The organism is Leifsonia sp. 71-9 (assembly GCF_001898805.1).
Taxonomy (GTDB): Bacteria; Actinomycetota; Actinomycetes; order Actinomycetales; family Microbacteriaceae; genus Leifsonia.
Genome location: NZ_MKVJ01000020.1, coordinates 51,960 through 68,749, shown reverse-complemented (window position 1 = coordinate 68,749; position 16,790 = coordinate 51,960). Strand labels below are relative to the sequence as shown.

Here is a 16,790-nt window from a genome sequence, read left to right as displayed (position 1 = left end):
CGGCTCGTCACGTGGTGGGGCGGGAGGCTACGCGCGCGCGGCCTCGGCGACCGAACGGGCGGCGGCCAGGCCGGCCGACAGGTCCGCCTTCAGGTCGTCGATGTTCTCGAGGCCGACCGAGAGGCGCACCAGACCCGGGGTGACGCCCGCGGTGAGCTGCTGCTCCGGGGTCAGCTGGGAGTGCGTGGTCGACGCCGGGTGGATGACGAGGCTACGCACGTCGCCGATGTTGGCGAGGTGGCTGAACAGCGCCAGGTTGTCGACGAGCGCGCGGCCGGCGTCGACGCCGCCCTTGAGCTCGAACGAGAGCACCGCGCCGACGCCCTTGGGGGCGTACTTGTTCGCGGCGGCGTACCACGGGCTGGTCGGCAGGCCGGAGTAGTTGACCGTGGCGACGTCGGGGTGGTTCTCGAGGAACTCCGCGATCTCCTGCGCGTTCTGCACGTGGCGCTCGACACGCAGCGAGAGGGTCTCGATGCCCTGGATGAGCTGCCAGGCGCTGGCCGGGGCGATCGCCGAGCCGAGGTCGCGGAGCAGCTGCACGCGCGCCTTGATGATGTAGGCGAGGCCGTCGCCCACCGCGGCGGTGTAGCTGGCGCCGTGGTACGACGGGTCCGGCTCGGTGAGGCCCGGGAACTTCTCGACGTTCTTCGACCACTCGAAGCTGCCGCCGTCGACGACGATGCCGCCGATGACGGTGCCGTGTCCGCCGAGGAACTTGGTGGCCGAGTGCACGACGATGTCGGCGCCGTGCTCGAACGGGCGGATGAGGTACGGGGTCGCGATCGTGTTGTCGACGATCAGCGGAACGCCCGCCTCGTGCGCGACGTCGGCGACGAGCGCGATGTCGAGGATGTTGATCTTCGGGTTGCCGATGGTCTCGGCGAAGAAGAGCTTGGTGTTCGGGCGGACCGCGCGGCGCCACTCCTCGGCGTCGTCCTGGTTCTCGACGAACGTGGTCTCGATGCCGAGCTTCGCGAGGGTGTACTTGAAGAGGTTGTACGTGCCGCCGTAGATCGAGCTGGACGAGACGATGTGGTCGCCGGCCTGCGCGATGTTGAGCACGGCGAAGGTCTCGGCCGCCTGGCCCGAGGCGACGAGGAGGGCGCCGGTGCCCCCTTCGAGCGCGGCGACGCGCTCCTCGACCACGGCCTGGGTCGGGTTCTGGATGCGGGTGTAGATGTTGCCGAACTCCGCCAGAGCGAAGAGGTTCTTGGCGTGCTCCGCGTTGTTGAAGACGTAGGAGGTGGTCTGGTAGATCGGCGTGGCGCGCGCGTTGGTCACGGGGTCGGGCGCAGCACCGGTGTGGATCTGCTTGGTCTCGAACTGCCAGTCGGCGGCGTCGGTCATGGCGTAGCTCCTTCGGGTGGAAATCGACGAGCGGCCCTGCCACCGCCTCCAGACCAGGGTAGAGGTGCGCCTCGCGCACGGGCAACGCACCCGAAACACGCCGTAACCCGTGAGAATAGGGACCATGAGCAGACGTGTGGTCGTGACGGGAGCGAGTTCGGGCATCGGGGCGGCGACGGTGCGCCTCTTCCGCGAGCGCGGCTGGGACGTGGTCGGGGTCGCCCGCCGCGAGGACCGGCTGCGCGCGCTGGCGGAGGAGACCGGCGCCGAGGTGTTCGTCGCCGACCTCACGCGCCAGGAGGACGTCGACGCGCTGCGCGACCACCTGGCGGCCACGGGAGGCGTCCACGCCCTCGTCAACAACGCCGGCGGCGCGCACGGCCTCGCCTCCGTCGAGGAGTCCAGCGTCGACGACTGGGTGTGGATGTTCGAGATCAACGTCCTCGGCACCAAGCGCGTCGTCAGCGCACTGCTCCCCCTCCTGCGCGAGGGCGCGGCGGAGACCGGGCACGCCGACATCCTGAACCTCACCTCCATCGCCGGCCACCAGGCCTACGTGGGCGGCGGCGGCTACAACGCGGCGAAGTTCGCCCAGCACGCCCTGACCGAGGTGCTGCGGCTGGAGCTGAACGGCGAGCCCATCCGGGTGGTGGAGGTCGCCCCCGGCATGGTCGCGACCGAGGAGTTCTCCCTGGTCCGCTTCGGCGGCGACCAGGAGAAGCGCGACGCCGTCTACGAGGACGTGCCGGAGCCGCTGACCGCGGAGGACATCGCGGAGACGATCGTGCACGCGCTCGAGCTCCCGCGGCACGTCGATCTCGACCTCATCGTCGTCAAGCCGGTCGCGCAGGCGGCGCCGTACCGCTTCCACAAGGGCGCGCTCCGGGTGAAGGACTGAGACCGTGGGCGACGACGCCCGGCGCGACCACTGGGAACGGGCGACGGCCTGGCCCGGCGTGCTGGCGAGCGTCGCCTTCCTGATCGCCTACACCTGGGACATCCTCGACGAGCGTCCGCCGACCTGGTTGCACGTGCTGCTCGTGACGGTGCTGGGGGCGGTCTGGCTGTTCTTCCTGATCGACTACGTCGTCCGGCTGCTGCTCTCGGCCGACAAGGCGCGCTTCGTGCGGCGCAACAAGGTCGACCTGCTCTCGGTGTTCCTGCCGATGGCGCGGCCGTTCCGCCTGCTCACCGGGCTCAGCCGGATCCACGCCTTCCGCGGCGACACGGCGGCGCACCTGCGTCGCCGGGTGCTCGTCATCGCCGGCAGCGCGGTCGTCATGTTCATCTACACGATCTCGCTGGCCGTGTTCCGGACCGAGCGCTACGCGCCGGGGGCGAACATCCACAGCTTCGGAGACGCGCTGTGGTGGGCGTGCGTCACGATGGCGACGGTCGGCTACGGCGACTACTACCCGGTGACGGTCACCGGACGCATCCTCGCGGTCGTCCTGATGATCGGCGGCATCGCCATCGTCGGCACCGCGAGCGCGACGATCGTGTCGTACCTGAACGAGCGCACCCAGCGCATCCGGCACCAGCCGCCCGCGGATCCGGAGCGTCGCCTCGACCTCCCCCGCGACGAGGACGAGGAGCGGGAGACGCCGAAGGGCGGCGAGTAGTCCCCGCCGCCCTTCGTGCCGTGCGTCGTTACTCGCCCGCGGTCGCCGTCGTCGTCGCGCCCCGGTCGACCCGGGTCGCGGTGCCCGGCGCTGCGGCGCTCAGCGCGTTGGCGCCGAGCGCACCGCCCGCGAGGGAGCCGAGGATCGAGCCCAGGTCGAGCCCGGTCAGGTCTTTCACGACCTTGGGCACCTCGCTGACGACCTGGCCGACCGTCTTCGTGACCGCCGACGCACCGTCGGTGCTGATCACCGTGAGGTTGTCGATGTTGGCCAGGGGCTCCGCGACGGCGCGGGTGATCTCGGGCAGGCGGTCGATGATCTCGGAGGCGAGGCCGGCCTCGCCGAACTTGCGCAGCGCCTCCGCCTTCGCGTCCGTCGCCCGCGCCTCGGCGAGACCCTCGGCCTCGATCGCGGCGGCACGCGCCTCGCCGTCGGCGCGCACACCGGCGGCGAGCGCGATCTGCCGGTCGCGCTCCGCGTCACCGGCCAGGCGGACGGACTCGGCGGCGGCCTGGGCGTCCTGCACGGCGGCGACCTTGTTGGCCTCGGCGATCGTGCGGCGCTTGTAGGCGTCGGCCTCGGTGGCGGCGTTGGTCGCGTCGCGCTCGGCCTGCGCGCGCTGGACCGTCGCGTAGGCGTCGGCCTCGGCCGGCTTGCGCACCTCGATGTCGAGGCGCTCCTGCTCGACCTTCGCCTTTTCGGCGAGGGCGTCGCGCTCCTGGGTGGCGACGAGCTTCTGCTGCTCGGCCTGCGCGAGCTGACCGGCGGCCTCCGCCTCGGCGTTGGCACGGTCGGTCTCGGCCTTGATCGTCGCCTGCTTGAGGCTGAGCGCCTTCTGGCGCTCGGCGATCTGCTCGGCCGCGTCGATGCGCGCGAACTCGCTCGCGCGAGCGGTCTCGACCTCCCGGATCTCGGCGTTCTGCTTGGCGAGCGCGGCCTCCGCGCGGCCGAGGTCGGCGAGGTAGTTCGTGCCCGGGGTCGAGATGTCCGAGATGTTCAGGAGGTCGACCTGGAGGCCCTGCTCGGCCAGGTCGACCTTCGTCGCCTCGACCACGGCCTCCGAGAGGGCGTTGCGGTTCGAGATGATGTCCTTCACCGGCATGTTGCCGATGATCGAGCGGAGCGAGCCCTCCAGCGACTGCTGGATGATCTCGGTGAGCGAGTTCTGCTGCGACAGGAAGCGCTGCGCGGCGCGGCGCACACCCTCCGGGGTGCCCGACACCTTGAAGTTGACGCTCGCCTGGATCGCGAGCTTGATGAAGTTGCTGTCGACGCCCTCCACCACGATGCCGATCTGGCGCTGCTCCAGCGAGATCGCGAACCCCTGCTGCAGGATCGGCCAGATGAAGACGCGGCCGCCGATGACGACGCGCTGGCCGCCTTCGTGCTCGCCCGACGCGGTGGCGGCGGCCGAGGGACGTCCGGCGCCGCGGCCGACGATGACGAGCGCCTCGTTCGGCGCCACGCGCCGGATGCGGCTGGCGATGAAGAGGAACACCGCGAGGACGGCGACGACGATGCCGACGACCGCGATGATGCCGGCGATGGAGGAGGGAGTGGTCATGTCTCAGTCCTTCTCAGGGTCGGTGTGTTCGGAAACGGGGAGGGAGGCGGCTGCGAGCCGGGCGACCTTCACGCGCGAGCCGTGGGTCTCGACCACGCGGATGACCGTCCCGGCGGGGATCTCGTCGTCGGAGTAGGCGAGGCGCGCCTCCAGCTCGTGCGGGCCGTCGAGGCTGACCTCGCCGCCGTTCGGGCTGATGCGCGTGCGGGCGACGCCGGTGAGATCCGCCGGGTTCGACGGGGCGCCGTCCTCGCTGCTCTGGAACCGCCGGACGAGCAGCTGCACGCCGACCAGCGTCACGAGGCCGGCCGCGGCGGCGATCACGTAGGCGAAGCCGACCGGCCAGTCGTTGGCCAGCACGAGGAGGCCGGACGCGCCGAAGATCGTGAGACCGGCGCCGAGACCCGTGCCCGAGAGGGCGCCGTCGAGCAGGTCCAGAAGCTCTCCGAAGAGCATCGAGATCAGCAGCAGCGCCAACCCCACCCCGCCGATGATCAAGAAGACGATCATGATCCTGCCCACCCCGCAACACCTGTAGAAGCTCTCATCACACTGAAAGCCAAGTCCCAGGAAGCCTATAGCACCGGCGGCGACGTAACAGAGCGCCGACGCGTCTCCCGCTCCGGGAGAATGGGCCTATGGAGTGGCAGACATCCGCCGATACGGCCCCGTCGAGTTTCATCACGGAGGCTCAGGCGCGCTCGCTGCTCGGCAAGCCTCCGGCGAGCGGGGCGTGGAAGGAGACCGACCCGCCCGCCGGCCGCCGGTTCGCGGGCATCGGCCCGTTCTCGTTCGAGAGCGGCGAGTCCCTCCCCTACGTCCGCGTCGCCTACGAGACCTGGGGCGAGCTCTCCCCCACGGGCGACAACGCCGTGCTCGTGCTGCACGCGCTCACCGGCGACGCCCACGCCGTCGGACCCTCCGGACCGGGCCAGCCGACCGCCGGCTGGTGGTCCGGGATCATCGGCCCCGGCAAGGCGATCGACACCGACCGCTGGTTCGTGGTCGTGCCCAACATGCTCGGCGGCTGCCAGGGGACGACCGGGCCCGCCTCCATCGCCCCGGACGGCGCGGAGTGGGGACCGCGCTTCCCGTTCACGACCATCCGCGACCAGGTGAACGCGCAGGCGGCCTTCGCCGACGTGCTCGGCATCGACCGCTGGGCGGCCGTCGTCGGCGGCTCGATGGGAGGGATGCAGGCGCTCGAGTGGGCCGTGTCGTTCCCCGAACGGGTCGAGCGCCTCGCCGTGCTCGCCGCGCCTCCGTTCTCCACGGCCGACCAGATCGCGCTCAACTCGGTGCAGATCGAGGCCGTCCGCACCGACCCGCTGCACCGCGGCGGCGTCTACTACGACGCCGGCGACGGCGACGGTCCGCACCAGGGCCTCGCGCTCGCCCGGCGGATGGCGCTGCTCAACTACCGCAGCCCGTCCGAGCTGAACGCGCGGTTCGAGCGCACCTGGCAGAGCGGCATCAGCCCGCTCGGCGGCGGCGGGCGGTTCGCCGTCGAGTCGTACCTCGACTTCCACGGCAACAAGTTCACGCGCCGCTTCGACGCCAACAGCTACATCACCCTCGTGCAGGCGATGAACTCGCACGACGTCGGGCGCGATCGCGGGGGTGTCGCCGCCGCCCTCTCTCGGGTGACCGCGCGGACTCTCGTGCTCGGGGTCGACAGCGACCGCCTGTTCCCGGTCGAGGGGCAGGAGGTCATCGCCTCCCACCTGCCCGATACGATCGACGGTAGAGTTCCTGTGGTGATCCGCTCGGACTTCGGCCACGACGGGTTCCTCATCGAAGACGACGCCGTCAGCGAGCACCTGCGGCGCCTGTTCGCGGCCTGAGCGGAACGGAGGAGGATGTCGCGCATCCAGAAGGAGCGTGATCGGCTCCTCGCAGCGACCGCCCGCACCGTGGGGCTCACCGCGAGCGCGACCGCCCTCGTCTGCCTGAGCATCCCCGGCACGCTGCCGCTGCCGCTCTACCTGGCCTCCCTCGTCCTGCTCGCCTGCCTCGCGTACGCCCAGTTCCAGCTCGGCACGCTGCTGCGTCCGACCCTGTGGATCTGCGTGATCGTCGTCGCCGGCTCCGCGATCGTGCTCGTCAACCTGCTGCCGATGGAGCCGCTCGGTCCGTCCGCGCTGAGCGTGGTCGGCGTCGTCGGCGCGGTGGGCATCGCGTGCCTGTCCGTGCTCTCGATCACCTCGCGCGCGCGGCTCTTCGTGCTGATCGGCGCCGCGGTGGTCACCCTCGCCGCCGTCCTGGCCACCCTCCTCGTGACCCAGTCCCGCCTCGCCGAGCCCGTGCTGCTCGTCGTCGCGGGCTGGGTCGCCCTGACCGCGACCGGCGTGTGGCTGTCCCGCACCGTGCCGCGCACGCTGAAGCGCATCTCGACGATGAGCCGCGCCTACCGCGTGGAGCGTCAGGCGAGCGAGACCGAGGCGCGGCGCCGCCAGGGCGCGCGTCTGCTGCACGACACCGTGCTCGCCACCCTCACCCTCCTCGCCCACTCGGGCGTCGGCGTGGGCGTCGGGGCCCTCCGCGAGCAGGCGGCGGAGGATGCCGCGCTGCTGCGCCAGCTGCGCCTCGGCTTCACCCCCGACCCCGCCCGCTCGGGCGACTACCGGCTGAAGCCCGTGGAGGAGTCGACCCTCGGCAACACCCTGGAGTCGGTCAAGCAGCGCTTCCGCCGGATGGGGCTCGAGGTCAACTGGCACGGCTCCGGCCAGGTGCTGCTGCCGAGCGACGTGCTCGACTCGTTCCTTCTCGCCCTCGGCGAGTGCCTGGAGAACGTCCGCCGGCACTCGGGCGTGAACGAGGCGCACGTCACGATCACCGACGACGAGACCACCGTGCGCGCGATGGTCACCGATGCGGGCAAGGGCTTCGACGTCGCGAGCATCGAGGAGGGCCGGCTGGGCTACACCGAGTCGATCGTCGCGCGGCTGCGCGACGTCGGAGGCAACGCCCGCCTGTTCTCCTCCCCCGGCAGCGGGACGACCGTGGTGCTGGAGGTGCCGAAATGAGACGAGCGGACGAAGCGACCATCCGGCGCCCCGGGCTCGCCCGCCCGGGCGGCGAGGAACGCGACGCGCTCGGCCGCGCCCGCCTCGATCTGGGCTTCAACGTCGCCTCCCTCGCGTTGATCGCGTTCCTGCTCGTGCTCTTCGTGCTGAACGTCGGCGCCTATCCCGCGCTCCCCCTCGGCATAGCGGCGTGGACCCTGATCGCCGCCACCCTCGTGGCCGCGCTCGTGCTGCGATTCCGCCTCCCCGAGGAGCTGCCCGCCTGGCTCTTCGCGGCCGCCCTCGTGTTCTGGGCCGCGGCGGTCGCCCTCGACGTCGTGGGGACCTCCTCGCCGGACTGGGTCCCATTGACGGCCGCCGCGGCGGTCGGGCCGGCCCTCCTCCTCTGCGTTCCCGTGCGACCCGCACGCGACATCGTGATCGTCACGGCGGCCCTGGGCCTGGTGCTCGCCGTCGTGCTCGTGCTGCGATCGGGCGCCGACGTCCGGATGCTCGGGCCGGGCGTCGTGACCATCGCCATCGCGGTCGCACCCCCGCTCATCGGCATGCAGATCATCCGCTCGCTGCGCACGCTCGTCCAGCTGGAGCTGGACCTCGTGCAGGTGCAGAGCACGGTGTCGTCCCCCGGCTACGCCGTCGGCATGATGGCGTCGGAGGAGCTCGCCCGGCTCGACCTCGCGGCGGAGCGCCTGCTCGACGGCGTGGCCACCGGACGCACCCCGCTCCCCCTCGACGAGGCGACGGCGGATGCGGCGGCGAGCATCGCCACCGAGCTGCGGCTGCACCTCATCCAGGGCCGCAAGGAGACCTGGCTGTACCACGCGGTGACCGAGTCCGCCCTGCTCGGGCCGACCGTGGCGCTGACCGATCCCGAGGGGCTGGCGGCCGGGCTGAAGCGGGATCAGCGCGACGGGCTGCTGACCGCGGTGTGGCTGCTGATCAGCGACCCGGTCCGCACCGGCGCCGGCCAGCCGCGCAGCCTCTCGCTCGACATCTCGCGGCCCGCGACCCAGCTCCCCGGCTCTCCCACGGCCGGGACGACGATGGCCATCACGATCGCGAGTACCGGTGTGCCGCGAAACGGGGTAGACCCCGCGGCATGGCAAGCTATCCGTAAAGTGGGTCGATTCGTCGAGTCGTTCTCGGGCTCGACGCTCCGGATCGACATCACCACTGTGAGCGACACCACGGCCGACCCGACCTGACGGCCGCACCAGAACCGAAGAGAGGCTGCTCGTGAGCGAGGCTCCCCCCATCAGAATCGCCATCGTCGACGATCACAAGATGCTGCTCGGTGCCCTGACCGAGTGGATCCGCAACGCTGCGGACGACATCAACATGGTCGCGGCCGTCGCCAGCTGGCCCGAGCTGCTCACGCACCCGGAGTTCCCGGTCGACGTGGTGCTGCTCGACCTCGACCTCAAGGACAACATCCCCGTCTCGCTGAAGCTCTCGACGCTGAAGACGACCGGCGTCCGCACCGTGCTGATGAGCACGTACTCGGAGCCGGCCGTCGTGCGCGAGGCCCTGGCGGCCGGTGCGCTCGGCTACCTGGTGAAGAGCGAGGACGCCGAGATGATCGTGGAGGCCATCCGCGCCGCCAGCAAGGGCGAGTCGTTCATCTCGGCCGAGCTCGACCTGGCGCTCAACGCCGGCGAGGTCGGCGGCGCCCCGAAGCTCAGCGCGCAGGAGCGCCGCGTGATGGCGCTCTACGGCGCCGGGGAGCCTGTGAAGGCGGTCGCCTTCCAGCTCGGCATCTCCGACGAGACCGCGAAGAGCTACCTCAAGCGCATCCGCGAGAAGTACCGCGTGGCCGGCTACGACGTGGGCACCAAGGTCGCCCTGCGCAAGCGCGCCATCCAGGACGGCATCCTGCTGCAGAACGACTGACGCCTCGCGCGTCCGTCAGTCGATCGGCACCGTCGGGCGCTGAGCGTGCACGACACCCGTGTCCACGCCGCGGTGGATGCGCGAGCGGTCGATGCCGAACGACACCAGCGCCAGGACGATGCCCGCCACGGCGAGCACGGCGCCGACGGCGACCGGCGAGACGTAGCCGAATCCGGCGGCGATCGTGAGGCCGCCGAGGAAGGCGCCCGAGGCGTTCGCGATGTTGAGCGCCGAGTGGTTCAGCGCCGCGGCGATGGACTGGCTGTCGTGCGCCACATCCATCAGCCGGGTCTGGATGGTGGGCGAGAGCGCCGAGGCGGCTCCCGCGATCACGAACACCGAGATCAGCAGCCCGGCCAGCGTCGCCGCCGTGAAGAACAGCACGGCCAGCCCCACCAGCAGCACGACGAAGAACAGCATCATGCTGCGCTCCACGCTGCGGTCGGCCATCCGTCCGCCCAGGATGTTGCCGACGGTCATGCCGATGCCGATCAGGATGAGCACGAACGGCACCGCGGACTCCGGCAGCCCGGTGACCGTGGTCACCATCGGCGAGATGTACGTGTAGACGGCGAAGAACCCGCCGAAGCCGATGGCCCCGATCAGCAGCGCCAGCCAGACCTGCAGGCGCCCGAAGGCCCGCAGCTCGTTGCGGAGCGTCGCCTTCGGATCGCCCGCCTGCCACGGCACGAGGAGCGCGACGGCGGCGAAGGTGAGCGCGAAGATCGCCGCGACGACCAGATACGCGACACGCCAATTGGTGGTCTGCCCCACCCAGGTGATGAACGGCACCCCGATCACGTTCGCGATGGTGAGCCCGGAGAGCACGAAGGCCACGCCCTGCCCGCGCTTGCCCGGGCCCATGAGGGACGCCGCCACCAGCGAGGCGATGCCGAAGTACGCGCCGTGCGGGAGCGCCGAGATGAACCGGGCGACCAGCACCAGCCCGAACGTGGGCGCGAGCGCCGACGCGATCGTGCCGACGGTGAAGGCGACGAGCAGCCAGAGCAGCAGCTTCTTGCGCGGGAGCCGCGCGGCGACCGCCGCGATCGTCGGGGCCCCGACGACGACGCCGAGCGCGTAGGCCGAGATGATCCACCCCGCCTGCGCGATCGCGTCGGTCGACGACGCCGCGTAGACCTGCGGCAGGAGGTCGTGGGCGATGTTGGGCAGCAGCCCCATCGCGACGAACTCGGTGGAGCCGATGCCGAACCCGCCCAGGGCGAGGGCGAGCAGCGCAAGACGAGTACGGGCCGACGACAACTGCGTCGGCCCGTCGATTCCGGGATTCACTCGCACAGCTTATATCGAATCGTTTCGACCCGATGCCCGCCAGGGGTCGTCCCACGTAACGATCGTGTGAAATCCGGCCCGCTCAGGCGTCGAGCGCGGCCTCACGCATGCGGGATCGTCCTAAACATGCAGCGCAGCCCATTTTGGGGAGTGCCTGAGGGCAAGACCCTCCAATAAGCTCACTCAGGTACGACATATTTGGGGGAGATTTGAGTATTCCCAGCCTCACGTCTGAAGGGCTATTACCGGCGGGGCGTCACCGGGCGACCCTCGATGAGCTTGAAGCCATGTTTGTGACGAACGCACCCTTCGCGACGCAACGTCAATTGATCTTCGATGCGTTCAGCGTGTGGTTGCGTCAAATGGCTGTGCTTCTCCCGAACCATCGTTACTGGGTGGACGGAGGATTCGTCACACACAAAGTTTCGGCCGCACCTAAAGACATCGACGTCGTCGTGCTAGCGCGACAAATCGAACTCAACGATCTATCTCCGAACTCGCAGGACTCCCTCTCGCACTTGATGACGTCGAACGGGGCGGGACGACGCCTGCAGCCCATGAATGGCCTGGTAGATGCATTCATCGCAATCCGTGAGGAGCCGGATTCTGCGCCTTACTGGCACCAGACTTGGTCGTCCGTGCGCGCCGACGACGGTGGCACGCGCCACAATGTCTCAAAGGGCTATTTGGAGGTGATCGCATGAGTTCTTCGCAAGAGCTTGAGCGTGAGCTCCGTCGCGCATGGCATGCGGCCTCTGGCGACGACTTCGCGTCGCGAATTGCTCGAACTTCCCTCGAAGCTTCGGCGAGCCAAGTTCCTGAACTCCGCCACGCTCTATTCGAGTTGACGAACGGATTTCAAGCCGAACTTGACATTCATCTTTCTGGTGAATCAGTTCCTGGCCACGAGACCGACGCGTTCAGCTTCGCCGAATTCGTTCGAGGTGTATCGGACGCGGTCAAAGAGATCTCCAAACAGGCAATGGGGCGCCAGCGTCTTCGTTCTCCGCTGCACATCGTGGCTCCGACTCCCGGATCAGTTCATCTGGTTCTCCGCGTCCCGCCGCCCCAAGAGGAAGACGGGAGTTTCATCGAAGCTCGAACTGAATCACAGCATTCGTTGTCGCTCGGAATCGTGGCAGCGGTTCTTTCTCGCGCAGGAAACTCCGACGAAGAAGAAAGCTTCACACTTCTCGGCGGTATGACCAACCAGCTGCCTACTAAGGCCCACGCAGGCCTGCGGCGCGCAGCGAAGGCAATTTCTCGGACCGATTGGAACGTCGAGGGCGAGCTCAGGAGACCGCAGGATGATCCACTCGTACTCTCTATTCGTCGAAGCGGCGCACTAGCGCTTTTAGACGCCTTGGATGCAAAGACAAGCGAAGAAGATACCGCCACCCTGCGCGGAAGGGTGGATGGCCAGCGCCGCTCGGTCGGCGCCATGTGGTTTCTGCCAGACACGGGTGGTCCCATCGAAGCCGCGATCGTTGACCCGGACCTCATTGATCCAATCGCGCATTTTTCCGCAGAGAACACAACTGCCGTTGCCACGTTCAGGACTATTCGTTGGATTCCCTCCGGAACCAACGCGCGCTCGCGACAGACGTACGTACTAACGGATATTCGAGCTGACGATCAGCCAACACACCTGGACGGAGTGGGCTAACCGGTGCCGGCCCGCTCAGGCGTCGAGCGCGGCCTCCAGGCGCTCGAGCTTCCCGTCGAGTTCGCCGGTGTGGCCGGGGCGGATGTCGGCCTTGAGCACGAGCGAGACGCGGGTGCCGAACGCGCCGACGGCCTCGGTGGCGCGACGGACGACGTCGAAGACCTCGTCCCACTCGCCCTCGATCTCGGTGAACATCGAGGAGGTGCGGTTCGGGAGCCCGGACTCGCGGACGATCCGGACGGCGGCGGCGACCGCGTCGTGCACGGAGTCGGAGCCGTCGGGGCCGCCGCTGGGGGCGACGGAGAAGGCGACGATCATGGTGTTTCCTCTCGGAGCGGGGCGCCGGCCGCCGCGGCGACGGGCGCGCGGAACGGCCAGACCCGGGCGGGCACGGTGTCGTAGACGGCGTCGTCGGCGTGCCGATGACGCCACAGCGCCCCGATCGCCCAGCCGAGGATGACGAAGTACAGGAGGTTGCGGACGGTCAGCACGGCGACCATCCCCGGGTCGGGCAGCAGCAGGTAGTCGTACAGGAACGGGTAGAACACCTGGGTGAGGCCGGCGGCGGCGAGGACGAGGATCGCGGGGGTGCGGAACCCCTTGCCCTGGTAGACGAGCCCGATGAGGACCGGGGCGACGAGCCAGGTCATGTACTGCGGCGAGCCGACCTTGTTGAACGCGATGAGGGCGGTCACGATCGCGAGGGAGAGCTCCGGCAGGATGCGCGTGTACGGCGTCCCACGGTGCAGGGCGCGGATCCCGAGGAGGGCGACGACCACGCAGGTGACCGCGAGCAGCGGGTTCATCAGCGACCCGGCCAGCTCCGTGCCGGCGCCGCTCACCTGGAACGTGATCAGGTGAGAGTCGTAGTAGACGGCCGCGCCGGGGACGTGGAAGGCGGCCTGCCACATCCAGAACGTGCTGACGGGCGCCTCGATCTGGATGCCGCGGCCGGTCTGCATGGTGATGAAGCTGAGGAGGTGCATCCCCGCGCCGAAGATCAGCGGAACCGCCACGATGACGGCCGAGGTGACCGCGGCGACCAGCACGATGTGCCAGCGGGAGCGGAGCGCGACGACGGCGGCGACGAGCACGGCGGCCGGCCACACCTTGATCCAGGTGGCGATGGTGAGCACCACCACCGCGGCGCGCTCGTGGACGGCGAGCCAGAGCAGTCCCACGATCGCGAGCGCGGCCGCGACGGAGTCGAGGCGGCCGACGGCGACCGGTCCGAGCAGCAGCAGGAAGCCGAGCCACCACCAGGCGGCGGTGATCCGGCGCGGGTCCCGGCCGACGATGAGGGTCGCGAACGCCGCCGCGTCGAGCAGGAGCACCAGCGTGAGCCAGCCGCCCACGTAGTTGTCCGCGCCGAACAGCAGCGGCAGCATGACGGGCACGAGCGCGCCGAACGGGTACACCCAGTCGGAGTTCACCCCGACGATCTCGGTGCCCTGGGCGGCCAGCTGCGCCCACGGCTTGTACACGAAGAAGACGTCGCCGAGGCCCTTGCCCCCGTGCAGGGCGAGACCGCCGACGATCAGGTGGACGAGCAGGAAGCCGATCCAGAGCGCGAGGGGATGCGCGAGCGCCCGGCGCAGCGCCCCCGGGGCCGACGCCGGAGCGGCCGACGCCGAAATCGGCGCTGCGTCCATCCCCATGCGCCTCATCCTAGGGGACGGCTCACGCCCCTCCGCTGAGAGCACGGCGCTGCTCCCTGAGAAGATCACGGACCACGGCGGGCACGGCGTCCGCGATGTCGAGGGCCACGATCGGGCCGCCGTCGGAGGCGCGCTCCCCCGCCTGGCCGTGCACCCACGCGGCCGTCGCGGCGAGCGCGGCGAGCGCCTCGTGACGCTGCGACGCGATCTCGTCGGCGTGCGTGGCGACCAGCGCGCCCAGGATGCCGCCGAGCACGTCCCCGCTGCCCGCGGTCGCGAGCCAGGCCGTCCCGGCGGTGACGGTGAACCGGCCGCCGGACGGGACGGCGATGTGCGTCGTGTGTCCCTTCAGCAGCACCGTGACGCCGAGGCTGCGCGCGGCGCGGTCCGCCCAGGCCGCGGGGTCCGCCGCGATCTCGGCCGCGGTCACCGCGTCGGAGTCGTCGTCCGCCTGCGCGGCGAGCATGCCGGCCAGCTCGCGGTAGTGCGGGGTCACCACGACCGGACCGGTGGCCGACCGGACGAGGTCGAGCGCGCCCGCGTCCACCACCAGGGGCGTCCCGTCGGCGAGCGCGGCGCGGAGGCGGAGCAGGTCGTCGGAGGGGCGGGCGCTGGCGTCCATCCCGGAGCCGATCAGCCACCCCTGCACGCGACCTCCGGCGGAGACGGCCTCGGGGCGACGGCGGAGCACCTCTTCGGCCGGTCGCGGGGCGCCGAGATAGCGGATCATCCCGACACCGGTGCGGGCGGCGGCCTCCACCCCGAGCACCGCCGCTCCGGGGTAGCGGTCGGAGCCGGTGACCACGCCGAGCACCCCGCGGGAGTACTTGTCGCTCGCCTCGCCGGGCGCCGCGATCCACTCCGCGGCGTCGGCCTCTCCCCATTGGCGGACCCGGGTCTTCTGCGCGTCGTTCATCGCACCTCCTCCCCCCACGATAGGTTCTCCGGCCGCGAGGGGCCCGTCCGCCCGCGATAAGTTGGGAGCATGGGCATCCACATCCCGGGCAGAGTGGTCGTGTTCGACTACGGCGAGGTCATCTCCGTCACCCCCACCGAGGCGGACCGTGCCGCGCTGGTGGAGCTGGCGGGCGGCGACCACGACGTGTTCTGGCCCGCCTATTGGCGGCACCGGCACGATCTCGACCAGGGCACGCTCGGCATCCAGCAGTACTGGCGCGGGATCGAGCGCGAGCTGGGCGAGCAGTGGAACGACGCGACCATCCACCGGCTGTGGCTGGCCGACTTCCGCAGCTGGCTCACGATCGACCCGGGCACGCTGGACGTGCTGCTCGACCTCAAGGAGGGCGGCACCCGGCTGGCGCTCCTCTCCAACGCCGGGCGCGACTTCGGCTCCTACTTCCGCCACGGGACGCTCGGCGATCTGTTCGACCAGGTGTTCGTGAGCGGCGAGCTCGGCACCATCAAGCCGGACGCCGCGATCTTCGAGCACGTGCTGCAGGAGCTCGGCGTCACGCCCGCGCAGACGGTCTTCATCGACAACAAGGAGGAGAACGTGCGCGGCGCCGAAGCGGTCGGCATCACCGGGCACGTCTTCACGACCGCTGCGGACCTCCGGGCATATCTCGAGGGTCTGGCGGCTTGGAACTGACGATGACTACTCTCTTCGACCCCTTCACCGTGCGCGGCGTGACGGCGCGCAACCGCATCTGGACCTCGCCGATGTGCCAGTACTCCGTGCTCGACCGCACGGGCATCCCGCAGCAGTGGCACCTCGTGCACCTCGGCTCGTTCGCCGCGGGCGGCAGCGGCATCGTCTTCACCGAGGCCACCTCCGTCAACCCGGAGGGGCGCATCTCCCCGCAGGACACCGGCATCTGGACCGACGAGCAGGCCGAGGCGTGGCGTCCGATCGTCGACTTCATCGCCGGGCAGGGCGCGGTACCGGGCATCCAGCTCGCCCACGCCGGCCGCAAGGCGTCGAGCTGGGCGGCCTGGGGCTTCGAGGACCGCACCGGCGGCTCGGTGCCGCTGGACGAGGGCGGCTGGACCACCGTCGCCCCGTCGGCGGAGGCGTTCGGCGACATGGCCGTGCCGGTCGCGCTCGACCTCGCCGGGATCGACGCGCTCGTCGACGACTTCCGCGCCGGCGCGCGCCGCGCCGTCGACGTCGGCTTCCGCATCCTGGAGCTGCACGCCGCCCACGGCTACCTGCTGCACCAGTTCCTCTCGCCGCTCGCCAACCACCGCGAGGACGAGTACGGCGGCTCCCTCGAGAACCGCGCCCGCCTGCTCCTGCGCATCGTGACCGCGGTGCGCGAGGAGGTCGGCGACGATGTGCCCCTCTTCGTCCGCTTCTCCGGCAGCGACTGGGCCCCGGGAGGCTGGGACGAGCAGCAGACCGCGACCGTCGCCGGTTGGGCGCAGGAGGCCGGGGCCGACTTCTTCGACATCTCGAGCGGCGGCATCGCGGCCGGCATCCGCATCCCCCTCGGGCCGGGCTATCAGGTCCCGTTCGCCGAGCACGTGCGCTCCTCGGCCGAGGTCCCGGTCAGTGCGGTCGGTCTCATCACGACGCCGCAGCAGGCCGCGGACATCGTCGAGAGCGGCGCCGCCGACGCGGTGATGCTGGCGCGCGCGATGCTGCGCGACCCGCACTTCCCGCTGCGGGCCGCCCACGAGCTCGGCGCGACCATCGACTACTGGCCGCCGCAGTACCTGCGCGCGCAGTGGCGCTGAACACCCGGCTCCGCTGACACCGCG

The 16,790-nt window shown here is 70.4% G+C and carries 17 protein-coding genes; 10 read left to right on the top strand and 7 right to left on the bottom strand.

Features of this window, described 5'->3' with window-relative positions; translation table 11 throughout:
- Positions 1 to 27: 27 nt before the first annotated feature.
- A complete protein-coding gene (locus tag BGO91_RS15230; RefSeq protein ID WP_290473575.1) occupies positions 28 to 1,350 on the bottom strand; it encodes a bifunctional o-acetylhomoserine/o-acetylserine sulfhydrylase in 1,323 nt (440 codons plus the stop codon).
- Between the two features lie 124 nt (positions 1,351 to 1,474).
- On the opposite strand from BGO91_RS15230, the gene BGO91_RS15225 reads away from it, so the two are divergent.
- Positions 1,475 to 2,248, top strand: a complete 774-nt coding sequence (locus BGO91_RS15225; protein ID WP_290473574.1) for an SDR family oxidoreductase — start codon at positions 1,475 to 1,477, stop codon at positions 2,246 to 2,248.
- Between the two features lie 4 nt (positions 2,249 to 2,252).
- Positions 2,253 to 2,972, top strand: a complete 720-nt coding sequence (locus BGO91_RS15220) for a potassium channel family protein (RefSeq protein ID WP_290473573.1) — start codon at positions 2,253 to 2,255, stop codon at positions 2,970 to 2,972.
- Positions 2,973 to 3,000: 28 nt separating this feature from the next.
- On the opposite strand, the gene BGO91_RS15215 is transcribed toward BGO91_RS15220, so the two are convergent.
- On the bottom strand, positions 3,001 to 4,536 hold the full coding sequence (locus tag BGO91_RS15215; RefSeq protein WP_290473572.1) for a flotillin family protein: 1,536 nt from the start codon (positions 4,534 to 4,536) through the stop codon (positions 3,001 to 3,003).
- Positions 4,537 to 4,539: 3 nt separating this feature from the next.
- Positions 4,540 to 5,046, bottom strand: coding sequence for an NfeD family protein (locus BGO91_RS15210; protein WP_290473571.1), 507 nt, complete (start codon positions 5,044 to 5,046; stop codon positions 4,540 to 4,542).
- A gap of 128 nt (positions 5,047 to 5,174) precedes the next feature.
- On the opposite strand from BGO91_RS15210, the gene BGO91_RS15205 reads away from it, so the two are divergent.
- From BGO91_RS15205 to BGO91_RS15190, 4 genes are read left to right on the top strand one after another with little or no spacing between them, the layout of a single operon-like run.
- The gene (locus tag BGO91_RS15205; protein ID WP_290473570.1) at positions 5,175 to 6,380 is read left to right on the top strand and encodes a homoserine O-acetyltransferase; all 1,206 of its coding nucleotides are present in this window, start codon (positions 5,175 to 5,177) and stop codon (positions 6,378 to 6,380) included.
- Between the two features lie 15 nt (positions 6,381 to 6,395).
- The gene (locus BGO91_RS15200; RefSeq protein ID WP_290473569.1) at positions 6,396 to 7,562 is read left to right on the top strand and encodes an ATP-binding protein; all 1,167 of its coding nucleotides are present in this window, start codon (positions 6,396 to 6,398) and stop codon (positions 7,560 to 7,562) included.
- Entirely contained in the window at positions 7,559 to 8,767 is a 1,209-nt protein-coding gene (locus BGO91_RS15195; protein WP_290473568.1) for a hypothetical protein, read from the top strand. The genes BGO91_RS15200 and BGO91_RS15195 overlap by 4 nt, the downstream gene beginning before the upstream one ends.
- A gap of 31 nt (positions 8,768 to 8,798) precedes the next feature.
- A complete protein-coding gene (locus BGO91_RS15190) occupies positions 8,799 to 9,452 on the top strand; it encodes a response regulator transcription factor (RefSeq protein WP_025155480.1) in 654 nt (217 codons plus the stop codon).
- Positions 9,453 to 9,467: 15 nt separating this feature from the next.
- Here the strand turns inward: BGO91_RS15190 and BGO91_RS15185 are convergent, their stop codons facing one another.
- Complete coding sequence (locus BGO91_RS15185; RefSeq protein ID WP_290473567.1) at positions 9,468 to 10,745, bottom strand: MFS transporter; 1,278 nt, start codon at positions 10,743 to 10,745, stop codon at positions 9,468 to 9,470.
- A gap of 287 nt (positions 10,746 to 11,032) precedes the next feature.
- Here BGO91_RS15185 and BGO91_RS15180 point away from each other — a divergent pair, with 287 nt between their 5' ends.
- Both BGO91_RS15180 and BGO91_RS15175 read left to right on the top strand, forming a co-directional pair.
- The gene (locus BGO91_RS15180; RefSeq protein ID WP_290473566.1) at positions 11,033 to 11,449 is read left to right on the top strand and encodes a hypothetical protein; all 417 of its coding nucleotides are present in this window, start codon (positions 11,033 to 11,035) and stop codon (positions 11,447 to 11,449) included.
- Positions 11,446 to 12,411: a hypothetical protein gene (locus tag BGO91_RS15175; protein WP_290473565.1), complete on the top strand. Its 966-nt coding sequence runs from the start codon at positions 11,446 to 11,448 to the stop codon at positions 12,409 to 12,411. Before BGO91_RS15180 ends, BGO91_RS15175 begins: the two co-directional genes overlap by 4 nt.
- A 15-nt stretch (positions 12,412 to 12,426) precedes the next feature.
- On the opposite strand, the gene BGO91_RS15170 is transcribed toward BGO91_RS15175, so the two are convergent.
- From BGO91_RS15170 to BGO91_RS15160, 3 genes are read right to left on the bottom strand one after another with little or no spacing between them, the layout of a single operon-like run.
- Positions 12,427 to 12,729 carry a thiamine-binding protein gene (locus BGO91_RS15170; protein WP_290473564.1) on the bottom strand — a complete coding sequence of 101 codons (303 nt, stop codon included), beginning with the start codon at positions 12,727 to 12,729 and terminating at the stop codon, positions 12,427 to 12,429.
- Positions 12,726 to 14,069, bottom strand: a complete 1,344-nt coding sequence (locus tag BGO91_RS15165; protein WP_290473563.1) for a hypothetical protein — start codon at positions 14,067 to 14,069, stop codon at positions 12,726 to 12,728. Before BGO91_RS15165 ends, BGO91_RS15170 begins: the two co-directional genes overlap by 4 nt.
- A 22-nt stretch (positions 14,070 to 14,091) precedes the next feature.
- A complete protein-coding gene (locus BGO91_RS15160) occupies positions 14,092 to 14,985 on the bottom strand; it encodes an ADP/ATP-dependent (S)-NAD(P)H-hydrate dehydratase (protein ID WP_290473562.1) in 894 nt (297 codons plus the stop codon).
- Positions 14,986 to 15,054: 69 nt separating this feature from the next.
- Here BGO91_RS15160 and BGO91_RS15155 point away from each other — a divergent pair, with 69 nt between their 5' ends.
- Entirely contained in the window at positions 15,055 to 15,678 is a 624-nt protein-coding gene (locus BGO91_RS15155; RefSeq protein WP_290473561.1) for an HAD family phosphatase, read from the top strand.
- Between the two features lie 2 nt (positions 15,679 to 15,680).
- Positions 15,681 to 16,766, top strand: a complete 1,086-nt coding sequence (locus BGO91_RS15150; RefSeq protein WP_290473560.1) for an NADH:flavin oxidoreductase/NADH oxidase — start codon at positions 15,681 to 15,683, stop codon at positions 16,764 to 16,766.
- Positions 16,767 to 16,790: the final 24 nt, after the last annotated feature.